18 protein-coding genes are annotated in these 16,552 nt (G+C 38.5%); 4 read left to right on the forward strand and 14 right to left on the reverse strand.

The annotated features are described in order from the left end of the window. Positions 1–184: hypothetical protein (locus tag GH715_RS21340; protein ID WP_205601844.1), on the forward strand; the 184-nt coding region annotated here is incomplete at its 5' end. A 62-nt stretch (positions 185–246) separates the two neighbouring features. Beyond that, positions 247–702 carry a DUF2269 family protein gene (locus tag GH715_RS08205; protein ID WP_153835046.1) on the forward strand — a complete coding sequence of 152 codons (456 nt, stop codon included), beginning with the start codon at positions 247–249 and terminating at the stop codon, positions 700–702. Between the two features lie 69 nt (positions 703–771). Here GH715_RS08205 and GH715_RS08210 read toward each other — a convergent pair whose 3' ends face one another. The 13 genes from GH715_RS08210 to GH715_RS08270 form a co-directional block, all read right to left on the reverse strand. Next, positions 772–1,545 (reverse strand): urease accessory protein UreD, encoded by a 774-nt coding sequence (locus GH715_RS08210; RefSeq protein ID WP_153835045.1) that lies wholly within the window; start codon positions 1,543–1,545, stop codon positions 772–774. Then, a complete protein-coding gene (ureG, locus tag GH715_RS08215) occupies positions 1,546–2,163 on the reverse strand; it encodes an urease accessory protein UreG (RefSeq protein WP_153835044.1) in 618 nt (205 codons plus the stop codon). A gap of 16 nt (positions 2,164–2,179) precedes the next feature. Then, positions 2,180–2,905, reverse strand: coding sequence for an urease accessory protein UreF (locus GH715_RS08220; RefSeq protein WP_153835043.1), 726 nt, complete (start codon positions 2,903–2,905; stop codon positions 2,180–2,182). Further along, on the reverse strand, positions 2,847–3,290 hold the full coding sequence (locus tag GH715_RS08225) for an urease accessory protein UreE (RefSeq protein ID WP_153835042.1): 444 nt from the start codon (positions 3,288–3,290) through the stop codon (positions 2,847–2,849). Before GH715_RS08225 ends, GH715_RS08220 begins: the two co-directional genes overlap by 59 nt. An 11-nt stretch (positions 3,291–3,301) precedes the next feature. Next, positions 3,302–5,023: an urease subunit alpha gene (gene ureC / locus GH715_RS08230; RefSeq protein WP_205601845.1), complete on the reverse strand. Its 1,722-nt coding sequence runs from the start codon at positions 5,021–5,023 to the stop codon at positions 3,302–3,304. 8 nt (positions 5,024–5,031) lie between these two features. Next, entirely contained in the window at positions 5,032–5,382 is a 351-nt protein-coding gene (locus tag GH715_RS21530; protein WP_153835040.1) for an urease subunit beta, read from the reverse strand. Between the two features lie 12 nt (positions 5,383–5,394). Continuing rightward, positions 5,395–5,697 (reverse strand): urease subunit gamma, encoded by a 303-nt coding sequence (gene ureA / locus GH715_RS21535; protein ID WP_153835039.1) that lies wholly within the window; start codon positions 5,695–5,697, stop codon positions 5,395–5,397. Positions 5,698–5,712: 15 nt separating this feature from the next. Continuing rightward, positions 5,713–6,402, reverse strand: a complete 690-nt coding sequence (gene urtE, locus GH715_RS08245; protein ID WP_153835038.1) for an urea ABC transporter ATP-binding subunit UrtE — start codon at positions 6,400–6,402, stop codon at positions 5,713–5,715. Next, positions 6,389–7,153: an urea ABC transporter ATP-binding protein UrtD gene (gene urtD, locus GH715_RS08250; RefSeq protein WP_153835037.1), complete on the reverse strand. Its 765-nt coding sequence runs from the start codon at positions 7,151–7,153 to the stop codon at positions 6,389–6,391. The genes urtE and urtD overlap by 14 nt, the downstream gene beginning before the upstream one ends. After that, positions 7,113–8,195, reverse strand: coding sequence for an urea ABC transporter permease subunit UrtC (urtC, locus tag GH715_RS08255; RefSeq protein ID WP_153835036.1), 1,083 nt, complete (start codon positions 8,193–8,195; stop codon positions 7,113–7,115). Before urtC ends, urtD begins: the two co-directional genes overlap by 41 nt. A gap of 20 nt (positions 8,196–8,215) precedes the next feature. After that, positions 8,216–9,118 (reverse strand): urea ABC transporter permease subunit UrtB, encoded by a 903-nt coding sequence (urtB, locus tag GH715_RS08260; RefSeq protein ID WP_153835035.1) that lies wholly within the window; start codon positions 9,116–9,118, stop codon positions 8,216–8,218. A 154-nt stretch (positions 9,119–9,272) separates the two neighbouring features. After that, a complete protein-coding gene (gene urtA / locus GH715_RS08265; RefSeq protein ID WP_153835034.1) occupies positions 9,273–10,559 on the reverse strand; it encodes an urea ABC transporter substrate-binding protein in 1,287 nt (428 codons plus the stop codon). 627 nt (positions 10,560–11,186) lie between these two features. Then, positions 11,187–11,978 (reverse strand): carbon-nitrogen family hydrolase, encoded by a 792-nt coding sequence (locus GH715_RS08270; protein ID WP_153835033.1) that lies wholly within the window; start codon positions 11,976–11,978, stop codon positions 11,187–11,189. Between the two features lie 273 nt (positions 11,979–12,251). Here GH715_RS08270 and GH715_RS08275 point away from each other — a divergent pair, with 273 nt between their 5' ends. Both GH715_RS08275 and pepF read left to right on the forward strand, forming a co-directional pair. Next, positions 12,252–13,199 (forward strand): DMT family transporter, encoded by a 948-nt coding sequence (locus tag GH715_RS08275; protein ID WP_153835032.1) that lies wholly within the window; start codon positions 12,252–12,254, stop codon positions 13,197–13,199. Between the two features lie 81 nt (positions 13,200–13,280). Then, the gene (pepF, locus tag GH715_RS08280; protein WP_153835031.1) at positions 13,281–15,080 is read left to right on the forward strand and encodes an oligoendopeptidase F; all 1,800 of its coding nucleotides are present in this window, start codon (positions 13,281–13,283) and stop codon (positions 15,078–15,080) included. Between the two features lie 477 nt (positions 15,081–15,557). On the opposite strand, the gene GH715_RS08285 is transcribed toward pepF, so the two are convergent. Then, on the reverse strand, positions 15,558–16,517 hold the full coding sequence (locus tag GH715_RS08285; protein WP_390308492.1) for an alpha/beta hydrolase: 960 nt from the start codon (positions 16,515–16,517) through the stop codon (positions 15,558–15,560). Positions 16,518–16,552: the final 35 nt, after the last annotated feature.

The raw sequence follows: 16,552 nt of genomic DNA on the forward strand, positions 1-16,552 counted from the left end.
CGCTATATGTTACGACCTATGCTCGGCCGCACCTGAAGGACAAACCCCACGGAAAGGGAAGTGGGCAGCCGAAGCGGTGGTCAAGCGGTTTACTTATTTCATAATTAACATCAAAGTAATCGAATTCCAATTAGCATTTAATAAAGGACCGGAAGGGGTTTCCAGTTTTTCTTATAATTCATGATTTTATTTTGTCAATTACTTTTCGTTATGATTGTTTTATAATGAAGGTAAGTAGGTGATTTCATGAACTTGATTTATACAGTACTTGTGGTAATTCATATTTTTTCTGCAATTGTGGGGATTGGGCCTGGCTTTGTGCTGACTACGATCGTAAAGTCTGCTAAAAGCTTACCTGAAATTAGACATGCATTTGCATTAAAAGCGAAGGTACATATTTTTGTAATGATTGGTGGCATACTTGTATTACTAACCGGACTTTTAATGGGTGTGCTCAATCCTGTTCTTTTTCAGCAAGGCTGGTACATTGCCAGTATGATTCTCTACTTTACAGCACTCTCATTGGGACCAACATTACTCAAAAAGTTCTCAACTCCAATAAAAACTCTAATTGCGGATCCAGATCTAGAAAGCGTCCCTGATACCTATCATAAGAATCTCCAGAAACTGTTGCGCGTGGAATACATAGAAAATACTTTGCTGTTAATCATTATCTTACTGATGATTACCAAACCTTTTTAACAGAAAGTTTATCACGAATTATTCAACATATCTTTCATTGATCTACGTTGAAAAACAAAAAGCTAGCAGTCAGACACTTACTGCTAGCTTTTTGTTTCCCAATTGATCCATTTCTTTTTTTACTCGTGGTAAATCATTCGATAAAAAGCGTACTAAATAGCCTGCATCACGCAATTTTGTAATACTTACCTGATGATCCATTGATGAATGACTCCACTTCTCTACATCTAATTCTATTTCTCTATCTATGATCCATACACTTGCTATATAATGATAATCTCCCATTACCCCAAAATGTTTCACATCCTGAACGCTTGGCTCAAAACGCAAACCATCATATACAAGACACTCTTCCTCCATCCACACTTCTAGTTGTGTGTGACATTTATCAAACGTGAACCGTTCCCCTCGTTTTTCCCGTCCTGGATATAATATTTCTTCCCAGTAAAAACTACTTCCCTTTTTCATATTTACGGTAGTATGACTATGGAATTCACTTTCGGCAAAAGGAATAACCTCTTCTCTTTTCCACGTCAAACATGCTTGTTCCGCGAGCTCGATGTCCACCTCTTGTTTGCTCGGTTTACCATTAAAGGCAGGATATACTTTTGTTGCAGCCTGAGGATGCAGTGTTACGTTCGTACCTTTATCTAATCGGATTCGATATGCATTTTTATCTCCTGCCACAAGTCCTCCTGAGGATTCCATTAAATAAACGGTAATATCATCTGGATTATCAACATACAAGCCTCGACTTGCTTTTAATGGTGGTTGATAATACACATCCTTCATGATCGTTTTTTGGTTGCGTAATGCAAAATGAAGATCGATTTTTCCATCCATTTATGATACTTCGCTTCCTTCTAATAGCATCGCATGCTGGATCCATTGAATAACTTCTGGAATACCTTCACTTTTTTTCACATTAGTAAAAACAAATGGTTTCTCTTTACGCGCTTCTTTAGCATCTACTTTCATTTTATCAAGGTCTACTTCCACATATGGTGCTAGATCAATCTTGTTAACAAGTAAAAGATCTGATCTTGTTACACCTGGCCCGCCTTTTCTCGGAATATCACCGCCTTCTGCTACATCGATTACATAAATATAACCGTCTACAAGTTCTGGACTGAATGTCGCAGATAAATTGTCGCCGCCACTTTCTAGTAAAATAACATCTAAATCATCAAAGCGCCGTTTTAACTCATCGATTGCCTCAAAATTCATGGAGGCATCTTCACGAATCGCTGTATGTGGGCATCCTCCTGTTTCGACACCGATAATGCGGTCTTCTGGTAAAATGCCTTGTTTAATTAAAAATTGAGCATCTTCTTTCGTATAAATATCATTGGTAATAACTGCAACACTATATTGATTCACCATTTCTTTTGTTAATTTTTCTACGAGTGAGGTTTTCCCTGAACCAACTGGGCCTCCTACACCTACTATTACTGGTTTCATTGAACATTCTCCTTCCTTATGAAATAAACAATCGTGATCTTAAATATTTATGCTGCATCGATGCCAGTTCCAAGCCGACAGCATGATTAGACAAATCAGACAAGTTTCGTTCCAATACGTTTATCGTTGCTTTTTCCATCTCCGGTATCAAGCGATGAATCACTTCAATTCCGGCCTTTTGTCCAAGAGGAATCGCACGAACTGCATTATGAACAAGTCCTACTGTTGACGAATATAAAAAAGTAAGTACTGTTGTATAGAGGTCGAATGCTAAATCTTTGGCATAAAGACTGTATACAATCGGGAAATGAGCAATTACCTTCTTTTCTTGTAATAGCTCGTTCCACTTCTCTAGTGAAGGCGTATCACTTACCGGCAATACTGCTTTGACAAATTGCTTACCAATCATACTGCTCGCTTCTCTCGTTTCTTCTGCATTTTTGCTTGCATCACATATCTTCTCTAATCGAATCAATTCTGCAAGATCCTCTTTTTGATAGGATTCCTTAACAAAAATACCATCTGTGTAGGAGACATTTTCATGAAGATAGACTTGTAAAAAGTGAAATAAATCGTCTTTTGTTTTGATTGCATCTTCTTGAATAAAGGTTTCCATACCAAAAGAATGTGTATAAGTACCAATCGGAAAGGCAGAATCATGAATATGCATTAAATAGAGAAATTTAGTGTTGATGACCTCTGTATTTAAATGGTTCTGTGAATCTTCTTTCTGTCTTTTCATACTTCACACCTACTTCATCAAATAAACGTTCTAGTGTCTCATCATAGCGCACCACAATTTCTAATTCTGAAATAAGACATGGTGTATGACGATTGCCTAATTCAAATGCAGTTTTCCCCATTTGCACGATATTTTCAGGGTAAACGACATAGACTTTTTCTTTCTTTGTACGAATGACAATTTGTCTTTCTTCGTCTTCATACACGACATCGCCTACTTTTAATGGTTCTTTTTCATCTAAGGCAATCGCGACATCTGTCCCTTTGTCCGTTGTTTTTCTAATTATCCGCTTGTTTAATTCATCCCAATCTAGTTCAATCCACTCGCGATTAGGATGCTCTTTCGGTTTTTCCTCGATATTAGTGATTACTTCTTTCGTTAACATCTTCCATCCTCCTAAAATAAATAATAGCGTTGTGCCATTGCTACCTCTTCAAAAGGTTCACATGTAATGATTTCACCATCAAGTTTTACTTCATATGTTTCTGGATCTACATCAATTTTTGGCGTTGCATCATTCAATGGCAGATCCTTTTTCCCAATATTTCGGCAGTTTTTCACAGCGCAAACAAGTTTCTGTAAACCTAATTCTTCATGAATCTTGGCCTCAAATGCTGCTTGAGAAACAAAAGTAATAGCGGTTTGATATTTCGCCTTTCCTAGTGCACCAAACATCGGACGCATCATCACTGGCTGTGGTGTTGGTATCGACGCATTGGGATCACCCATTTGTGCATAGGCAATCATACCACCTTTTACAACTGTTTCCGGCTTGGTTCCAAAAAACTTCGGATCCCAAATCACGATATCTGCTAATTTGCCAACCTCGATGGAACCAATCTCTTCGTTCATCCCATGAGTAATCGCCGGATTAATCGTATACTTTGCCACATACCGTTTGGCACGTGTATTATCATTTTCTGCTTGCTGGTCTTCCTGTAAAAAGCCTCGCTGTTTTTTCATTTTATCTGCTGTCTGCCATGTCCGAGTAATACTTTCCCCTACTCGTCCCATCGCCTGCGAATCAGAAGAAATCATACTAATCACACCTAAATCGTGTAAAATATCTTCCGCTGCAATCGTTTCTGGCCGAATGCGAGAATCAGCAAAAGCAACATCTTCTGGTACGTTATGATCCAAATGGTGACAGACCATTAGCATATCAAGATGCTCATCTATGGTATTAACCGTATATGGTCTTGTTGGATTGGTCGATGATGGCAGCACATTCGGTAACGAAGCTATCTGCATAATATCTGGTGCATGTCCACCACCAGCACCTTCTGTATGATAAGTATGAATGACACGATCACCAATTGCTTTAACGGTATCTTCGAGAAAACCAGCTTCGTTTAACGTATCTGTGTGAATCGCAACTTGCACATCCAGTTCGTCAGCAACACTTAAACATTGGCTGATAGCTGCCGGTGTTGTGCCCCAATCTTCATGTAATTTCAGACCAATCGCTCCAGCTTTGATTTGTTCTCGTTGTGGATCTGCTGAAGAAGCATTTCCTTTTCCTAGAAAGCCTAGGTTGATCGGATACTCTTCTGCAGCCTCCAACATGCGGTGGATATTCCACTCTCCTGGTGTACAAGTTGTTGCATTGGTACCAGTTGCAGGTCCGGTCCCACCACCTAGCATCGTCGTGAAGCCTGATGCTAAAGCTACTTCAATTTGCTGCGGACTAATAAAATGGATATGTGCATCAATCGCACCTGCAGTCACGATTTTCCCTTCACAGGCAATTACTTCTGTTGAGGCACCGACAATCATATTTTCGGTAACCCCCTCCATTACATCCGGGTTTCCACCTTTGCCAATCGCCACGATTCTTCCGTCCTTCATTCCGATATCTGCTTTCACAATACCGGTATAATCGAGAATCACCGCATTCGTTAAAATTAAATCGAGAACATTTTGATTACGAGTTCTTGTACTGCTTTGACCCATCCCATCACGCAATACCTTGCCGCCGCCAAATACACTCTCATCCCCATACGTTGTGTAATCTTTTTCAACTTCTATCCATAAATCCGTATCAGCCAGACGAATTTGATCACCTGTTGTCGGTCCATATAGTAGAGCGTATTGCTGTCGTGATAGTTTCATCGATATGCTCCTTTCTAAAACCCTTTTTGCTTCATTGTTTCGGTAATTTCTTCTGTTTCTGCTACACTACCGTTTGTCAGGTTATTGAGTCCATATACATGTTTGTTTCCTGCTATTTCAACGAGCTCGACTTCTTTTTCCTCGCCTGGTTCAAAACGGACTGCCGTCCCCGCTGGAACACTCAATCGCATCCCAATCGCAGCAGGACGGTCAAAATCAAGTTCACGGTTTACTTCTGGAAAATGATAGTGCGATCCTACTTGTATCGGTCTGTCACCTTTATTGGCAACTTTTATCGCTTTCGTCTTTCTATCTTTATTAATTTCAATTGCTTGTTTGCCTAGTTTGATCTCCCCAGGAATCATCGGGAACCCTCCTTACGTAATTGGCTGATGAACCGTAACAAGCTTCGTTCCATCTGGAAAAGTCGCTTCAATTTGCACACTTTCAATCATTTCTGGCACACCTTCCATCACATCGTCTGCAGTTAGGACTTGCTTGCCCTCCTGCATCAATTGGGCTACTGTTTTCCCTTCACGGGCACCTTCCAATAAATAACAGCTAATCAATGCAGTTGCCTCGGGATAGTTTAATTTCAAGCCTTTCTTCCTTCTTTTTTCCGCCAGTTCGCCTGCTAAAAAAAGTAGTAATTTCTCCTGCTCAACAGGTGATAATTTCATGAAAACCCCTCCCATTTAAACACTTAAATAACGATATACCTCGTCATCTACTACTTGATCGATCGGATTCTCATATACTACCGAACCATGATCGATGACATATAAATAATCAGCTACATTTTTAACAAAATCTAAATTTTGCTCCACCAAAATCATCGCTGTAGCAGAAGTATTTTTGATATCGATAATAACGTCTTGAATTTCCTGAACAATATTTGGTTGAATCCCTTCTGTCGGCTCATCCAGTAACAAAAAGGATGGATGTGATACTAAAGCTCTTGCAATGGCCAATTGCTGCTGTTGACCACCACTTAAATCACCACCATTTCGCTTAGCAAAATCCTTTAATATAGGAAAATAATCATAAATTTTCTCATCTATCTTTTTCTGCTTACCTGCTTCCAAACCAATTTGGATATTTTCATAGACTGTCAGCTTCGGAAATATTTCTCTTCCTTGCGGGACATAGCCAATTCCTTTCTGAGCTCGTGAGGAGGAACGAGCTTTAGTAATATCTTCGGATTGATAATGAATCGTTCCTTTTTTCGGATGCAAAATACCAATGATCGTCTTTAGTAGTGTAGATTTCCCTACACCATTTCTGCCCATCACACAGATCACCTGGTTCTCCTTTACTTCCATATCAATCTCTCGAATCACCATACTTTCCTCGTAACCAGCTTCCAGCCTCTTAATTGACAACATTCTCCTCAACCTTTCTGCCTAAATATACTTCTCTTACTGTCGGATCATTTTGCACTTCTTCCATACTTCCTTCAAAAAGTAATTGCCCTTCATGCATCACCGAGACAATATCTGCATATTCCTTCACAAAATCCATATCATGCTCGACAATTAACACTGCTCGATCCCGCGCTATTTTAGTAATTAATTTCCCTGTTTTGTCACGTTCTTTCTTCGACATACCAGCAATCGGCTCGTCTAAAAGAACGATATCAGGTTCCTGCATGAGGACCATTGCAATTTCCAGCCACTGTTTTTGGCCATGGGCAAGTGAGCCAGCAAGTTGATCCTGGACTTCTTTTAAACCAACTAATTCAAGCATTTCGTTTATCTTCTTCTTTTGTTCATTTGTCCATTTTGCTTTAATCATCGGAAATAAGTTTTTCTTCTGCTTCATGGCAATTTCCAAATTATCTATTACGGATAAATTTTGAAAAATGGATGGAGCCTGAAATTTTCTTGAGATCCCTTGATGAACAATCTGGTCCTCTGACAACTTGGATAGTTCCTTTGTACTGTGTAACTTTATTTCACCTGTGGTTGCTTTTGTTTTAGCACAAATAACATCTAATAACGTCGTCTTCCCAGCACCATTTGGGCCAATCACAAAATGAACGCAATTCGGTTTTACAGTAAAATCTAGTTGATTAATAGCTTTAAATCCACTAAAATCAACTATAACTTTTTTCAACTTCAACACTGCTTGAGACATCTTGTTTTTTCCTCCGATCGTTCCATTTTTCAAATAAACCAGTTATACCTTTCGGTAAGAAAACAACCACAAGTACGAACAACAACCCTAGGAAATATGTCCAAATATCTGGGTACGATTCACTGAATCCTGTCTTCGCCGCATTGACAAGTACCGCTCCAATAACTGGACCAATTAATGTTCCACGTCCACCTAAAGCAACCCAAAGCACCATTTCAATCGATGGGATAATTCCGATCATCGTCGGTGAAATAATACCGACTTGCAGTACGAATAACATACCTGCAAGTCCTGCTATCGCAGCTGATAAAGTGTAAATAAACGTTTTATATGCAGATGGACTATAACCTAGGAATCTCATACGGTTCTCACCATCACGGATTCCGACTAGTATTTTCCCAAAGCGTCCTTTTACAAGCTTGCGCGAAAGAATAAAGACAAGACCTAATACGATAACAGTAATTATATAAAAAGCTGTCTGCGTAGTAGCATAATTAACAGAGAATCCAAAAAACGTATTGAAATTGGTCAATCCGCTAGAACCACCAGTCAAATTTTGACTCCCGACAAATAACGTAACTACCACTAAGACAAGTGCTTGAGATAATATCGTAAAATAAACTCCACTAATCCGATTTCGGAATGTTAAGTAACCGAGCATAAAGGCAATGATGGCTGGTAATAAAATACCGAGTATAATAGCGACAATCGGATATTGAAATGGAATCCATATCAGTGGCAATTCACTCATACCGCTCCAAGCCATAAAATCCGGTAAACCTCCTCCTGTTGCTTCCAGCTTTAAATACATCGCCATACAGTAGGCCCCTAAACCAAAAAAGATCCCGTGTCCCAGACTTAGAACACCTGTGTAACCCCACAATAAATCTAAACCAATTGCTAAAATAGCAAATGCTAAAAACTTACCAAGCAAATTCAAACGAAAGTCTGATAGAAAAAGGGGAGCTGCTAATAACAACAGAAAAATCAAATTTAAAATGACTCTCTGACTCCATATTTTTTGATAAATCGTATTTTGCATGATTTAACGCTCCTCATTTATTAATCTAGTGATCTTGAACGTGACATGACAAGACCTGATGGACGCCATTGCAAGAAGGCGATAATCACAATGAAGATTAGTACTTTACCTAATGTTGCATTTGTCACATACTCAAACACCGTATTTAAAATACCTATACCGAAAGCTCCTGAAACTGCTCCGAATAGTGCACCAACTCCACCAACAACAACGACCATAAACGCATCAATAATATAACTTGTTCCGATTGTTGGACCTATTGCACCTAATAATGTCAACGCACACCCTGCAACACCAGCAAAACCAGAACCAATCGCAAATGTCAGCATGTCTACTTTTCTAGTAGAAACTCCTAAACATTCAGCCATTTGTCTGTTTTGCATAACCGCTCGTACTCTTCTGCCACTTGCTGTCCGGAAAAAATAAATATAAATACTGATTAAACAGATGATAGACAATCCTAAAATAAATAATCTTGAATAAGGCAATATTAATGAACCAAGTTCTAATCCTCCAGATAAAAAGGATGGACTTGTTACCCCTACGTTAGGTGCACCAAAAATCGACCTTGCTGTTTGTTGTAAAATAAGTCCGACTCCCCATGTTGCTAGTAAACTATCTAATGGCCGTTTATAAAGATGACGAATTAAAGATACCTCCAACAGCAGCCCTATACATGCTGCCACAATAAGAGCAACTGGAATGGAAATAATAAAATATAGATCAAAATATTCTGGTGGTGCATAGTTGATAAAAATATTTTGTATTACATAAGTGATATAAGCACCGATCATGATTAATTCACCGTGCGCCATATTAATTACATTCATCAAACCAAACGTAATCGCAAGTCCCAATGCAATTAAAAGCAGGATCGAACCTAGGCTTACACCATTAAATAAGGTTAAAATGATTTCATTCAATCCAAACAATCCTTTCTTTTTTGGAAGAAGGATGCAGGACTTAGCCCATCATCCTTCTCTTATAATTGTTCAATTGCCAATTCATGTATTTTTTTGTGACATTAGATGTAAACTTCACCGTAAAAAAAATAGCTCTTTTTATTTTTTTATTGCTCTATTCTGCTAATGATTCACTTAAATCTGATGCCCAGTCATATTCTTCTAAATAAGGATCCGGCTTAACAGGTTCTTCTGTCTGCCATAGCTCTGAGATCATGCCATCACTCTGCACTTCACCAATTCTTACGGTTTTATAAACGTGCTGATTGTCTCCATCAATGGTTACCGTTCCGTTTGGTGCTTCAAACGAAATTCCTTTTGCTGCTTCCCTTACTTCATCAACATCCGTTGTTCCTGCTTTTTCCACTGCTTGTGCCCAAAGATAAACACCGAAATAACCAGCTTCAATCGGATCTGCTGTTACAGCATCTTCCCCATATTCCTCCTGATAGTTAGCAACAAATTCTTCGTTTTCAGGTGTATCTGTTGTTTGATAGTAGTTCCAACTTGTTAAATGTCCCTCAATAACATCTGCGCCAATACCTTTAATTTCTTCTTCTGCAACACTTACAGATAAAACCGTCATATCATCTGATGTAATACCTGCATCTTTTAACTGTTTAAAGAAAGCAACATTACTGTCACCATTTAATGTATTGAAAATAACATCCGGATTTTCATTTTTTATTTTAGCAATCACCGTATTGTAATCTGTATGACCTAATGGTGTATACTCTTCACCAACTAACTCTGCTCCTTCATTATCTAATTGTGCTCTAATAGCTGCATTTGCCGTTCTTGGGAATACATAATCAGATCCTAACAAGAAAAAAGAATCTCCTCGATTTTCTAACAACCAGTCGACAGCTGGTACGATTTGCTGGTTTGGCGCTGCCCCTGTATAGAAGATATTCGGTGAAGCTTCCATTCCTTCATATTGGACTGGATAGAATAATAAGCCATTATGTTCTTCTACAACTGGTAACATCGCTTTACGACTTGCAGATGTCCATCCGCCAAAAATGGTTGCAACTTCATCTTGTTGTAATAATTTATTTGCTTTTTCGGCAAATGTCGGCCAATCTGATGCTCCATCTTCAATTACAGGTTCTAACTGTTTGCCAAGCACACCGCCATTTTCGTTTATTTCTTTAATAGCAAGAAGCTCTGCCTGTTGTACAGATGTTTCACTAATTGCCATTGTTCCACTTAATGAATGTAAGATTCCTACTTTGATTGTATCTCCATCGCTTCCTTCATTGCTGTCGCTCTCCTCTGTTGCATCTACTGCCTCTTCTTCTGGATCTGTCGCAATTGCTGCATTATCTGCTGCCGAACACGCAACCATGAAGCTTGCAAGCAATCCTAAGATTAATAAATAAAAAAAGTTCTGCTTTCTCATTTGTCTGCCCCCATCCGATTTTTAATTGATTTACAAAGATAAGGCTAGCAAATTAAAAAAATCTAATCTAACAATGTGTTAGGTTTTCTTACATTGTTTTTAAAATATTCTGACATATTAATCATTAGAGTTTTGTAAGATTTTAGCAGTCTACTAGCTTAGTTTTGTTAAGAAGTTTCAAAATGTCGCGATTTCGCTGAGATTTGGAGGAGATGTTAAGACACGCAAAAAAAATAACAAAAAGCCTCCACTTGATGAGGAGGCTTGTGTAAGCTTTATTGTATAAAATTAAGTTTCCATAATCCTTGAAATGTTAGAATATCTGTTTAATATTCTATAAATTAATAGCTAAGGAATGTCACCAAGCTAAAAAACAACGAAGAAAAAACTTATTGTCAATTAGCACAAAAATTACATTATCTTACATATAGGACAAATGAACAATCAGTAAACTGCAACGAAGTTTAGCTGATAAGCATCTGATTCGTTTCCATTCCTTGATCAATCTTTGCCAATGATCTAGCAATACTATGCGAACATTGACCTCACTTGACGTATAACCATCATATATACTTGACGCTGGAAGTTGTTTGATTCAATTCGCATTTTCAAACTCTGCCATGTTGATCACTCTCCATATAAATGTGGTACCCTACTTTCAAATACGGGAATGTTTTTTCGTATTTCTGCGACTTCAGTTAAGTCGATACTTGCACGGATAGTTGTTTCCGTTTCTGGAAGTCCGGATGCAACAAGCTCACCAGACGGATTAATCACCATTGATTCTCCAGCAAAATCGGTACCATTACATGTACCACTACTATTGGCTGAAATGATATAGCATTGATTTTCGATCGCTCGTGCATGTTGGAGGAATTTCCAATGATCTTTTCGGGCAGTTGGCCACTGTGCTACAACATGGATCACTTCTGCTCCCTGCAACGCTATTGCTCTCATTAACTCAGGAAAACGAAGATCATAGCAAATAACAACACCCATTTTCACTCCATCTAGTTCAAATACTGCACCTTTCGCTTCCCCACCACTTAAATATTTTGGTTCATCTAACATCGGAACAAGATGCATTTTGTCATATTGATGGACAAGATCCCCGTTACGATTGAAAACATAACTTGTATTATAAATGCCGTTTTCCTTTTGATTAGCAATTGAACCACCGATAATATTGATCTGATGTTTTTTAGCTAGTTCGCTGAAAAACGGAATCGTCTTTTCTCCGTTGTTGTCTGCTAAACCATCAAGTCTGTCCAATGCGTAGCCTGCATTCCACATTTCTGGTACAACAACAGTATCTGGTTTATGATCGTTAACTTGTTTTTCTATCCAATTTGTAATTTTCTCTCGGTTCGCTTCCGGATCTGCAACGACTACATCCATTTGATAAATGGCATATTTCATGTCAAACACCTCTACTTTTTTGCTTTAATTTTATTGTAAATCATATCACTGAGATAAGCGAAATTTATGCTATATTAAGTTTTCCATCACTTGATACACGTGATAGAAATGGAAATTTTTTATTAAGTAACTGGTTATTGCAAAAAGGGACTCGTTTATTGCGAAACGGCGCTCGTTTATTGTGAATTCTCGCTTCTTACTAAATACCTCCGTTTAAGATCCATTACTTGCGATCATTTACCTCTGTGATATGCTTAAAATGAGGTGAAAAGAATGAAAGCAATTATGATTGGTATACTCGCGGCTATGTTTTTTTCTGTTACTTTTATACTGAACCGCTCCATGGAATTGGATGGAGGTAGCTGGGCATGGAGTGCTTCCCTTCGATTCATTTTTATGCTGCCATTATTATTATTAATTGTTGGGTTCAAGCGAAATATTAAACCGGTTCTCTTACATATCAAACAAAATCCCAGTGCATGGTTGATATGGAGTACGGTAGGCTTTGGCTTATTTTATGCTCCTATCACTTTTGCAACTATATATGGTCCAGGTTGGCTTGTTGCGGCCACCTTCCAATTAACTATTGTCGCCGGCTCCTTTCTAGTTCCTATCCTAGATAAAAATAAAAAACAAAAAATCCCCATACAAGCGGTTATGATATCACTTGTGATACTTGGCGGTGTATGTTTAATGCAATTGGAACATGCCAATGCAGTACCATTAGGAAGTGTACTACTATGTGTACTTCCACTACTTGTTTCAGCAGTTGCTTATCCGTTGGGTAACCGTAAAATGATGCAGGTAGCAAATGGTGAGCTTAATACCTTTCAACGTATTCTAGGTATGACGATTGCATCCATGCCATTCTGGATTCTTATATCCCTATATGGTTTTGCTTCACACGGACTACCAGAAGTATCTCAACTTAGCCAAACTTTTATAGTCGCCGTTTTTTCCGGGATTATTGCTACTGTCTTATTCTTCTATGCTACTGAACTGGTTCAACATGATAACGAGAAATTAGCAGGAGTTGAAGCTACACAGTCTGGTGAAGTAGTGTTTGCCTTAATTGGAGAACTGCTGTTACTAAGTGCACCAATGCCAAGCATCGTATCTTTTATCGGCATACTGCTTGTTATTATTGGTATGATCTTTCATAGTCTAGCAACTATTTGGAGTAATAAGAAACAACAACAAAATTTGAAAGAAGCACAATGATACTAATCCACGCTGTTATTTTTATTCAGACTGTCCTATAATACTGAATATATCGACCATTTTGGTAGAAAGGTGATTTCTATGTCCACACGTTTACAACGATCTGAAGTACCTATTGAAAAAACATGGGACCTAACAGACTTATTCCCGTCTCACGAAGCATGGGAAAAAGAGCTAGAGGCGATACAATCTGATGTTTCAGAAATTACGCAATACAAAGGAAAATTAGTAAGTAATGCCACTTCTTTACTGCATGGACTTACTGCTTACGAGAATTTTCAAAAACGATTAATACATGTAAGTACATATGCCAATTTACGTGCAAGTACGGATGGAAGTGATCCTGCTAATCAACGGGATGCGGCCAAAGTCGCTTCGGCACTGGCAAGTATCAGTGCCCAATTATCTTTTTTTCAATCCGAATTGTTAACACTTTCTGAAGAGAAAGTGAAGCAGTTTTTACAGGAGGAAGAAGATCTTGTTACTTATAAAAAACTGCTTAATGATACCTTGGAGCAAAAACCATATACCTTAGCTCCGGAAATGGAAGAGACTTTAGCCGCTTTAGGTGAGGTTCATGATGCACCTTTCATGATTTATGAACGCAGTAAATCCTCTGATATGACCTTTGATTCTATTAATGATGATCATGGTAATGAGCTACCCATGTCTGCAGCCCTTTATGAAGACCGCTATGAGCTAGAGGCGAATACGCGAATTCGACGTGATGCCTATCAATCTTTTACTAAAACATTGAACCGATATAAACATACTTATGCGGCAACATATGCTACAGAAGTAACCAAACAAGTTACATTAGCTCGATTGCGAAACTATGATTCTGTTACAGATATGTTGCTGACTCCTCAGCAAGTAACGACGGAAATGTATCATAATCAACTGGATGTCAGTCAGAAGGAACTTGCACCACATATGCGTCGTTATGCCAAGTTGTTGAAAGAAAGGCTCGGCTTAGACGAATTACGTTATGCTGACTTAAAAGCACCTCTTGACCCGGAATATAGTCCGACAACAACGTACCAAGAGGCAAAGGCAATTATCCTTGAGGCATTACAAGTAATGGGACCAGAATATAGCGAAATTATTCAAAAAGGTTTGAGCGAGCGCTGGGTTGATTTAGCTGATAATATCGGAAAACAAACCGGGGCGTTCTGCTCAAGTCCCTATGGTGTCCACCCATATATTTTGATCACGTGGACAGACACCATGCGTGGTGCATTTGTGCTGGCACATGAACTCGGGCATGCTGGGCATTTCTATCTAGCTGGAAAACATCAATCCCTAGTCAATACTGACCCATCGACATACTTTGTAGAAGCACCATCGACACTGAACGAATTACTGCTAGCAAACCATTTGTTAAGTAAAACCGATAATAAGCGAATGAAACGTTGGGTGATTACGCAACTCATTGGAACCTATTACCATAATTTTGTTACACATCTTTTAGAAGGAGAATATCAACGTCGCGTCTATGACTTAGCAGAAGCTGGCACACCATTAACGGCTGATGTGTTAACCCAACAAAAATTAGAAGCACTGCAAAACTTCTGGGGTGATACGGTGAGCTTTGACGATGGAGCTGGACTAACCTGGATGCGTCAACCCCATTATTATATGGGATTATATCCATATACGTATTCTGCTGGATTAACAGTAGCTACAGCTGTGGCACAAAGAATTAAAACAGATGGAAAAACGGCAGCTGACAATTGGTTAGAGATTTTGAAAGCTGGTGGATCAATAAAACCGCTGGAACTTATCAAAAATGCTGGAGTCGATATGAGTAAACCTGATGCTATTAAAGAAGCGGTCGCCTATATCGGCTCACTAGTTGATGAGTTAGAGAAGAGTTATTAGTAAAAACCTATCACGATAGGAGGAAATCCGATCGTTTGTATCCATTACAAGGAAAACCAATGCATGTAACTGGAAGATTTCCCGGTAAAGTTGCATTAACCGGGAAATAGGCATATTAAAATTAGAGGTTTTCCCGGTAAAAATAAGATTACAGGGAAATCTTATAAGTAGAATAAGAAGATTTCCTTATAATAAAGTGATCGCAGTTATGAACAACTTCATCACTTCCTGCTGAACAAAGAAGTGCATATTTTATTCCTTTGGAAAAAGCTCCTAACGTTATGTACGTTAACTTAGGAGCTCTTTATTGGCAATTAAGTGTACTTACTTTCACTTTCACCATTATATCGAGTTTTCGGATTAAAAATATCTATTAACGCCCCTCCATAAAAGCTTTGCGAATACTCACTTTTTTCTTATTTGTAAAAATTTGTACATTTTTCCGATCATGTAAGGTTTGGGTTCCCAATAAAAAAGTCAACTTATATATTTATGAACAAAATTAAAAATCGTTATCCAGTATAATGCTGGATCAACCTGTACTGATTCACCATGTCCTGCCTTTGGAATAACTAGCTTTTCTTTATCAGCATTCGCTGCCTCATACACTTTATCGATCATTTCAAACGGCACAAAACTATCCCTTTCCCCGTGAATAAATAACATCGGTATCTTACTTGCGCGAACCTTGTTCACAGCTGACGCTTCATATAGATCAAATCCCGCTCGCAGTTTGGTGACGCTATTAGCAGCATTAATAAATGGAAACTTCGGTAGTTTAAATAAATCAGCTAGTTGATAAGCAAAAATATCGTCAACAGCTGTATAGCCACAATCTTCTACGATGACCTTCACATTATTAGGTAATTTTTCTCCTGATGCCATCATAACTGTGGCTCCCCCCATCGAGACCCCATATAAAACAATCTCAGCGTCAGGATTGATAGCTAATATTTGATCAATCCATGATAAGATATCCAAGCGATCATGCCAGCCCATACCGATATAGTTCCCTTCACTTTCACCATGTCCGCGAAGATCAGGTGCAAGTACATTAAATCCTTTATCATAGAAGCCACGAACCCATCTCACCATCACAGCAGCCTTTGCTCCATAGCCATGGACAACAATCGCCCATTTATGATTTTGCTCTCTTTGTTCATAAAGGTCTGCATGTAACTTAAGCTGTAGTTTATCCTTGGAAATCATCGAGATACTTGATGATGGGACACGTTCTTTAAATGTGTTATCGGTGAGTTTTTCTTTTTCAGCAACCTCAGGAAGTACCGCTTCACTTCTTGCTAAATGAGGATTATCTTTAATAAATATTTTTTCTTTCTGTGCATTTAATGCGAAATTGTAAAAATAGTTCCCTACCCAAAAATAAGCTCCTAGCATAACCACAACAATCACTATTATGATAATGGTTACTTTCATCAATGTTCTGTGTCCTCCTACATTTCCTTATATGA

This window comes from Gracilibacillus thailandensis (assembly GCF_010994055.1).
GTDB classification, from domain to species: Bacteria; Bacillota; Bacilli; order Bacillales; family Amphibacillaceae; genus Gracilibacillus; species Gracilibacillus lacisalsi.

Coding starts and splice junctions, on each gene's coding strand:
- GH715_RS08210 (WP_153835045.1), bottom strand. CDS start 1,545: ATGGATGGAAAAATCGATCTTCATTTTGCATTACGCAACCAAAAAACG.
- ureA (WP_153835039.1), bottom strand. CDS start 5,697: ATGAAATTATCACCTGTTGAGCAGGAGAAATTACTACTTTTTTTAGCA.
- urtE (WP_153835038.1), bottom strand. CDS start 6,402: ATGTTGTCAATTAAGAGGCTGGAAGCTGGTTACGAGGAAAGTATGGTG.
- pepF (WP_153835031.1), top strand. CDS start 13,281: ATGTCCACACGTTTACAACGATCTGAAGTACCTATTGAAAAAACATGG.
- urtC (WP_153835036.1), bottom strand. CDS start 8,195: ATGCAAAATACGATTTATCAAAAAATATGGAGTCAGAGAGTCATTTTA.
- urtD (WP_153835037.1), bottom strand. CDS start 7,153: ATGTCTCAAGCAGTGTTGAAGTTGAAAAAAGTTATAGTTGATTTTAGT.
- GH715_RS08205 (WP_153835046.1), top strand. CDS start 247: ATGAACTTGATTTATACAGTACTTGTGGTAATTCATATTTTTTCTGCA.
- urtA (WP_153835034.1), bottom strand. CDS start 10,559: ATGAGAAAGCAGAACTTTTTTTATTTATTAATCTTAGGATTGCTTGCA.
- GH715_RS08275 (WP_153835032.1), top strand. CDS start 12,252: ATGAAAGCAATTATGATTGGTATACTCGCGGCTATGTTTTTTTCTGTT.
- GH715_RS08270 (WP_153835033.1), bottom strand. CDS start 11,978: ATGAAATATGCCATTTATCAAATGGATGTAGTCGTTGCAGATCCGGAA.
- GH715_RS08225 (WP_153835042.1), bottom strand. CDS start 3,290: ATGTTAACGAAAGAAGTAATCACTAATATCGAGGAAAAACCGAAAGAG.
- GH715_RS08285 (WP_390308492.1), bottom strand. CDS start 16,517: ATGAAAGTAACCATTATCATAATAGTGATTGTTGTGGTTATGCTAGGA.
- ureG (WP_153835044.1), bottom strand. CDS start 2,163: ATGAAACCAGTAATAGTAGGTGTAGGAGGCCCAGTTGGTTCAGGGAAA.
- GH715_RS08220 (WP_153835043.1), bottom strand. CDS start 2,905: ATGAAAAGACAGAAAGAAGATTCACAGAACCATTTAAATACAGAGGTC.
- GH715_RS21530 (WP_153835040.1), bottom strand. CDS start 5,382: ATGATTCCTGGGGAGATCAAACTAGGCAAACAAGCAATTGAAATTAAT.